Here is a 6,000-nt window from a genome sequence, read left to right on the forward strand (position 1 = left end):
CCTTCCTTGTCGCCTCACCCAGCCGGGCTCTCAGCGGAAAGGCGAGCATCAACTCGAAGCGCTGCCTCCATTCTCGACATACAGCTATTATGCGTGGTGGGAAGAGATTCTGGCCTTCGCGTCTCAAGGAGCCGTCGGACGCAATTCTCTTAACTATGTCAATAAGAGGACTACCGGCATAGCTAGGCTAATCGTCCCATTGTCATGAAACTGTCGCCAAGCTCGTTCGAGAGTTTTTAAGCAAGTCAACGCTGAGGCTTGAGGGTCGTCGGGTAATTCAAACATGTCATCTCAACTCGCGCTGCCGCCGGCTATCACAATCCGGCAAGCGCGTTCGTCGCGACATTCCTGGGCGCCGACAACCTGATCCGCCTTCATGCGGAAGGTGACGCCTCGAGGCTGTCTCTCAATGAGACGGGTCTGCTCGGATCCCCGACCCTTCTGCCGTTGCCGACCCATCTTGCCGGCTATAGCGGCCTCGTTCAGGCGTATTTCCGCAGCGAGGCCGCCGAGATCGTCGCCGGACCAATCGATGGTGCCGGGATCGAATTGGCGGGCATCGTGAAGCATGCCTCGTATCCCGGCGGAATCTGGCGTCATGCCGTCGCCTACAATCGCGACCTCGTGAAGACGGTGCCGGCCACCGACGACGAGCTGGTGGATTGGGTGAAGAAGAACCCCAGGCAGTTCGGCTATAACGGCATCAAGGGCGGCATGTCCGGCGTGAGCTTCGTCATGGGCTGGTTTCAGGAAATTCCATGCACCCACGAGTCCTTGGTCCCGCCCTCGTTGCTCCTGCGTTGGCGACAGTGGCACTGTTCTTCGTCTATCCGCTCGCCTACTCGCTCGTCAGCTCCGTTCAGACGCCGGATGGCTGGGGATGGGCCAATATCGTCAAGGTTTACGAGCTCTATCGCAGCGACATCATCTTCACGGTGATGATCATCGGGTTTTCGACCTTTATGATCGGTCTGTTCTCGACCGCCATCGGCGGATATCTCGTGCTGGGAGAAAACCCACGCACGGTAGCGATCCTCAAATGGCTCTATCGCTGGCCGCTCTTCATCCCCTTCGTCGTGGCCGGGCAGGTGATGCGCACGTTCCTTGCCAAGAACGGCATGCTCAACAACACGCTCATCCGGTTGGATCTTCTCAGTCCCCTGAACGCTGCCAGTCTTCTCGACTGGCGGGGCATCATCGTTACGTTCGTCTGGAAGCAGACGCCGTTCGTTGCGCTGCTTCTGTCGGGCGCCATGGCTTCTCTCGACAGGGGAACCATCGAGGCGGCCCGGAACCTGGGCGCCTCGCGTCCGCGGATCCTGATCGAGATCATCGTGCCTCAAGTGCGCGCGAGCCTGACCGTCGGTCTGACCTTGAGCTTCGTGACCATGATGTCCGTCCTCTCGGTGCCCCTGATGATCAACGCCCAGACGCCCACGACGATTACGGCCAACATGGCGTTCCGCATCAATGCTTACGGCGATTACGGTGTAGCCAACGCGCTGGGCGTGATCTCGATCATCCTCACCAGCGGCGTGGCCTGGCTGTATCTGCGTCAGGCTTCCAGAGACAAATCCAGGGCAGTCGCATGAGCAACTCGTCATTCGCCGCCTCATCCTCCATTCTGTCGACCTGGAATGAACGGAGTTGGACCGGCACAAGGTGGATCCAGCGTCTCTGCGTAGGAATTGTGCTCGGCCTTATCGCCTTCGCGATCTTCGGGCCGCTCCTGAACATGCTGCTCTGGACCGTCGCGGAGAGCTGGTTCTTCCCGAACAAGCTGCCTTCTTTTCGATGGGGCCGACCGGCTCTCCCGGATCCTGTCGCAGCACCGTCAGGTGGAGCGTATTCTCTCAGGGCACCATCATCGCGCATTGCTCGGGCGGTTCGGTCACGCGATCTGCCAAGTCGCGCCTCCCGTCCGCTACCAAGAGGTGTTCGGTTTCGAAAGTCGGCGAGCGAACCACGAGGTCGAACTGCCAGGCTTCCTCCTGCACCGCTGGATCGAGGGCGCAGGACTTGCGACGCAGCTTTGCCCGTTGAATGCCGGCCTGCACGGTCCACAATAGCAGGCCGCGTTCAGAAGGTCGCAGGGATGGCAGTGAAGTCAGGTCGGGCACCGATTCCGGTAAATTGACCCGGGTTCATGTCGCCTCCTAATATTCGCCGAAGGATGGCCATATGGTCTGGCCTCAAATCCCTCGCGACAAGGACGTCCATGTTCCACCTGACTTTCGCACTGCCGAGCATCTATGTCCTCGTGAGATTCGTGTGGCCGCTTCCCTGGGCACCGGGCGTGAAGATCGCTCTCGCCGTTGCCCTGCTCATGGCATCGCAATACCATCTGTGGAGCCGCCTTTCGTCGGGCTCGGTCTTCTCGCCCGAATTCCCGCGTGCCATCGTCCTCCTGTTCAACTGGGCGTTCGGGGCGATCGTGCTGCTGGCCGGGATGCAGATCGCGCTCGATGTGGCCGCGCTCGTCGTGAGGATGGTTCGACCTGATGGCTGGGCGACGCCGGACGGCGCGCGGTACACGGCTGGGATCGCCGCCATGCTGATCTCGGCCCTGGGCGTGTCTCAGGCGATAAGGGTCCCGCCGCTCAAGGATGTGGAGATCGCCATCCCGGGCCTGTCTCCGCAGTTCGAAGGCTACAGGCTTCTCCAGCTCACGGATCTTCACATCAGTCGCCTGTTTCCCAGGGAGTGGACGCAGGCGATGGTCATGCAATCCAACGCGCTCGATGTCGACATGATCGTCGTGACAGGCGATCTGATCGACGGATCGTTTGACGCACGTGACAGGGACGTGGAACCCCTGCGCGATCTGCATGCGAAGGACGGCGTCTGGGTCGTTCCCGGAAATCACGAGTATTTCTTCGGCTACGAGGAGTGGATGCGCCAATATGCCAATCTGGGGATGCAGGTGCTCACGAACGATCATGTGGTCCTGAACCGCGATGGCGGGAAGCTCGTATTGGCCGGTGTCACCGACCTGTCAGCCTCCAGGACCCGGAACCCGGCCCCGGATTTGTCTGCCGCCCTTGCGGGTGCGCCGGCAGACGCTCCGATTGTCCTGCTCGACCACCAACCGAGAAATGCCGCGCGGGCCGCTGAACGCGGTATTGCTCTGCAATTGTCGGGCCATACCCATGGCGGCATGATCCTTGGACTTGACCGACTGGTCGCGCGTGCCAACAACGGGTTCGTCTCGGGCCAGTACCAAGTCGGAAACATGACGCTCTATGTGAACAACGGTACAGCACTTTGGCCCGGGTTCGCGCTAAGACTCGGCCGCCCGTCCGAGCTGACGCGGATCACCCTGCGACGCGCGGCACAGCACAATCGTCATCTCGTACTTCCGATGACGAGCTCGAAGCGAGAGCTTGCTTCCGTCTCATCGCCTTAGTTTCTTATGATGCGGGAAGGTGAGAGGGCTTCAATTCGTTTGCGGATGGACGCCATCAGGGCAGGGGCCCACGAGCCGACGTGGTTCGACGAGATGCTCGACAAGGTCGGCTGCCAGATGCCCTTATAAATTTTCCTACTGAACTTGCCCGCACGCGCGCAGCTCCATCAATGTCCCATGCATCTTTGCGGGAGAGCAGGCGATGGAGCCGTGGCTCTGGATAGAGATGGGCTCGACAGGATTGCGTTGGCGGAACGTCTGACGGAAACGTGACGGCGGCACGGCACGTGCGGCAGCTTGCCGTTCCAGATAGGCGGCTGTATGAACGGCGCGCAAACCAGCAGCTACTGGAGCCAGGGCTCGGCGTCGTCGCGCATTCGGATGGTATAATGTTTCGTTAGTGCGCGAAGGACTATTGCATCGCTCCAATGGGAGGAAAAATGAGAACGATTTGGAAATTTAGCTTGGCCATGGCCCTCGGACTGGGTCTGAGCGGTGGTGCGATGGCCCAGACGAAGGAAATTCGCGTCCTTCTGGCCAACCATCCCTATGGCGATATCCTCAAGGCGGCAATTCCGCAGTTCGAGCAGCAGAGCGGAATTAAGGTGAATGTCGAGAGCCTGCAGGAAAGCCAGCTCTCGACCAAGCTGACCACCGAGTTCGCCACGAATTCGTCGTCTGTCGACGTTTTCATGACTCGCCCGCTGCAGGACGGAAAACTCTTCGCCAAGAACAAGTGGTATGAGCCACTCAGCGGGTATGACTTCTCCGACTACCCGGCGAATACGGTGAGCATCGTGACCTACGACGGCAAGCCGAACATCGTTCCGCTGGTCACGGAGTGGCAGGTCCTGTTCTATCGCAAGGACCTTCTGGAAGCCGCAGGGATCAAGGTCCCGACGAATTTCGACGAGCTGGCAGCCGCTGCGGAGAAGCTCAACACCGGAGGCGTGGCGGGCCTCGCATCCCGCGGCAAGGGCGCCGCGGCGGTGACCCAGCTGTCGAGCTATGTCTATAATTTCGGCGGCCAGTACCTCGACAAGGGCGTTGCTGTCTTCGACTCGAAGGAGGCTGTCGACGGCATTCGCTATTATGGCAAGGTCGTCGGAAGCTACGGCCCCCGCGGTGTGACGTCCATGTCGTGGGAAAACATCCTGCCGTTGTTCCAGGCAGGCCGGATCGCCATGTGGACGGATGCGTCCGTCTTCTATGGTCAGATCACCGATCCCGCGAAGACGTCGCTCGGGGCCGACAAGATCGGCATCGCCAACTTCCCGGCTGGACCTAAGACCAATTCTCCCTTCTACGCGACCTCCTGGGGAATTGCTGTAGCGAGCCAGTCGAAGAAGAAAGACTTGGCCAAGACCTTCCTCGATTGGGCGACCAGCAAGGAGCTGGCGGCAAAGGCGATGGTCGGCAACATCACGATGGCACGCACGTCCGTCTGGGAAGATCCTGCCGTCGTCGCCAAGGTCGATCCCGGCCTGGTCGAGACGCGCGCGTTCGTGGCAAAGAACGGCTATCCCACCGATCGCCCCTTCATGAGCGCAGTCGGCGAGGCCCGCGACCTGATCGGCGAGATCGTTCTTGAATCGATCAACACGAAGGGTGCTTCGCCGCAGATCGACGAGATGGCCAAGGACCGTGCCGCCAAGGTCAACAAGCTGCTGCGCGATACGGGCGAGTACGGACAGTAAGTTCATCGGTAAGCCGTGCCGCCCACGGGCGGCACGGCATTGATAGGAAATACCCAGCGCCTGGCGCTTTCACCCGTCGAGAGTTCATGACCCAGAACAGTTACGCGGACAGCAACATCCGATGGATCTATCCTCTGCCGGCGATCCTATTCGTCGCGTTGCTGATGGTCTTTCCGGTCCTCTACACCACCTATATCAGTCTGACGAACTGGACGCTGACGTCGGGCGCTGCGCCATCGTTCGTCGGTCTCGACAACTATGCTCAGGTTTTGATCGAGCCCCGCTTCCTGCAGGCCTTGTGGCGCACGATGGTTTTCACCGTCTCGGCCGTGGCAGTTGAGGCCGTGCTCGGGGTGGCGGCCGCTTTGTTGCTGAATCGAGCCTTCGTGGGGCGGAGCGTGGTCAAGCTGCTGCTTCTCCTGCCCCTGGTCGCGACACCGGTCGCGGTGGGCATCGTTTTCAATCTCTTCTACGATCCGACGATCGGATTGGCCAATTACGTTCTGGAGGCGCTCGGGCTGCCGCCCAGCTCCTGGATCTCCGCTGCCAGCACGGTCATATTCTCCCTCGTGGTCGTCGATGTGTGGCAATGGACTCCCATGATCACGCTGATCGTGCTCGCCGGCCTTGCCGCCCTTTCTGACGAGCCGGCAGAGGCCGCACGCATCGACGGCGCAAACGAGTGGCAGATCATCCGGCTCATCACGATCCCAATGGTCATGCCGGTCATTATCACGGCCGTCATCCTGCGTCTGATCGATGCCCTCAAGACCTTCGACATCATTTTCGCAATGACGGGCGGTGGCCCGGGCTACGCGTCGGAGACGCTCAACCTCATCGGCTACAAGTACAGCTTCGAATATTTCCGAATGGGCCAGGCTGCTGTCATTCTGGTGG

General features: G+C 60.3%; 6 protein-coding genes (1 of these 6 running past the window's edge). 4 read left to right on the forward strand and 2 right to left on the reverse strand.

Translation table 11 applies throughout. The features are described 5' to 3' along the window. Positions 1-291: 291 nt before the first annotated feature. Positions 292-570, reverse strand: coding sequence for a hypothetical protein (locus tag U0023_RS19905; protein ID WP_009491755.1), 279 nt, complete (start codon positions 568-570; stop codon positions 292-294). A gap of 188 nt (positions 571-758) precedes the next feature. Here U0023_RS19905 and U0023_RS19910 point away from each other — a divergent pair, with 188 nt between their 5' ends. Then, entirely contained in the window at positions 759-1,592 is an 834-nt protein-coding gene (locus tag U0023_RS19910) for an ABC transporter permease (RefSeq protein WP_009491756.1), read from the forward strand. 261 nt (positions 1,593-1,853) lie between these two features. On the opposite strand, the gene U0023_RS19920 is transcribed toward U0023_RS19910, so the two are convergent. Then, positions 1,854-2,120 carry a hypothetical protein gene (locus U0023_RS19920; protein WP_154661048.1) on the reverse strand — a complete coding sequence of 89 codons (267 nt, stop codon included), beginning with the start codon at positions 2,118-2,120 and terminating at the stop codon, positions 1,854-1,856. 98 nt (positions 2,121-2,218) lie between these two features. Between U0023_RS19920 and U0023_RS19925 the strand changes: the two genes are divergently transcribed. The 3 genes from U0023_RS19925 to U0023_RS19935 form a co-directional block, all read left to right on the forward strand. After that, entirely contained in the window at positions 2,219-3,406 is a 1,188-nt protein-coding gene (locus U0023_RS19925; RefSeq protein WP_009491758.1) for a metallophosphoesterase, read from the forward strand. A gap of 470 nt (positions 3,407-3,876) precedes the next feature. Continuing rightward, positions 3,877-5,103, forward strand: coding sequence for an ABC transporter substrate-binding protein (locus U0023_RS19930; RefSeq protein ID WP_210161003.1), 1,227 nt, complete (start codon positions 3,877-3,879; stop codon positions 5,101-5,103). Positions 5,104-5,189: 86 nt separating this feature from the next. After that, positions 5,190-6,000: the 5' portion of a carbohydrate ABC transporter permease gene (locus U0023_RS19935; protein ID WP_009491764.1), read on the forward strand. 68 nt of this gene lie beyond the right edge of the window; 811 of the gene's 879 nt are visible here — the first part of the coding sequence; its start codon is at positions 5,190-5,192; its stop codon lies off the right edge, out of view.

Origin of the sequence: Microvirga lotononidis, from assembly GCF_034627025.1 — a bacterium.
Lineage (GTDB): Bacteria > Pseudomonadota > Alphaproteobacteria > Rhizobiales > Beijerinckiaceae > Microvirga > Microvirga lotononidis.

Bases quoted from the DNA above. Each gene is read 5' to 3' on its own strand.
- U0023_RS19905 (WP_009491755.1), bottom strand. From the start codon at position 570: ATGCTTCACGATGCCCGCCAATTCGATCCCGGCACCATCGATTGGTCC.
- U0023_RS19910 (WP_009491756.1), top strand. From the start codon at position 759: ATGCACCCACGAGTCCTTGGTCCCGCCCTCGTTGCTCCTGCGTTGGCG.
- U0023_RS19925 (WP_009491758.1), top strand. From the start codon at position 2,219: ATGTTCCACCTGACTTTCGCACTGCCGAGCATCTATGTCCTCGTGAGA.
- U0023_RS19930 (WP_210161003.1), top strand. From the start codon at position 3,877: ATGGCCCTCGGACTGGGTCTGAGCGGTGGTGCGATGGCCCAGACGAAG.